Annotated in this window: 1 pseudogene; it reads left to right on the top strand. The window is 64.0% G+C overall.

What is annotated here, in order from left to right:
- Positions 1–278 (top strand): annotated as a pseudogene (locus EE949_RS29065) (TonB-dependent siderophore receptor); the annotation flags it as partial.

The following is a 278-nucleotide window of genomic DNA, read 5'->3' as shown; positions in this document are numbered from 1 at the left end:
ATACGATCCGGTGTCCACCACGCGTCCTGCGCTGACCGGTATCACCGCCGGCGACCTGAACGACCCCGGCATCACCGGCAAGAGCCGCATGCGCAGCGCAGCGTTCTCCGACACGCTGGGCTTCTTCGACGATCGTCTGTTGGTGACGGCGGGGCTGCGTCGTCAGCAACTGCGCGTTCAGGGCTACGCCTATGGCAGCGGCCCGCGGACTTCGCTGTATGACGAGGCAATTACTACGCCCATCTATGGCGTGGTGTTCAAACCGTGGCGCTACGTGT

Origin of the sequence: Pseudomonas viridiflava, assembly GCF_900602065.1 — a bacterium.
In the GTDB taxonomy this organism is placed as follows: Bacteria; Pseudomonadota; Gammaproteobacteria; order Pseudomonadales; family Pseudomonadaceae; genus Aquipseudomonas.
This window is presented reverse-complemented; position numbering and strand designations above follow the sequence as displayed.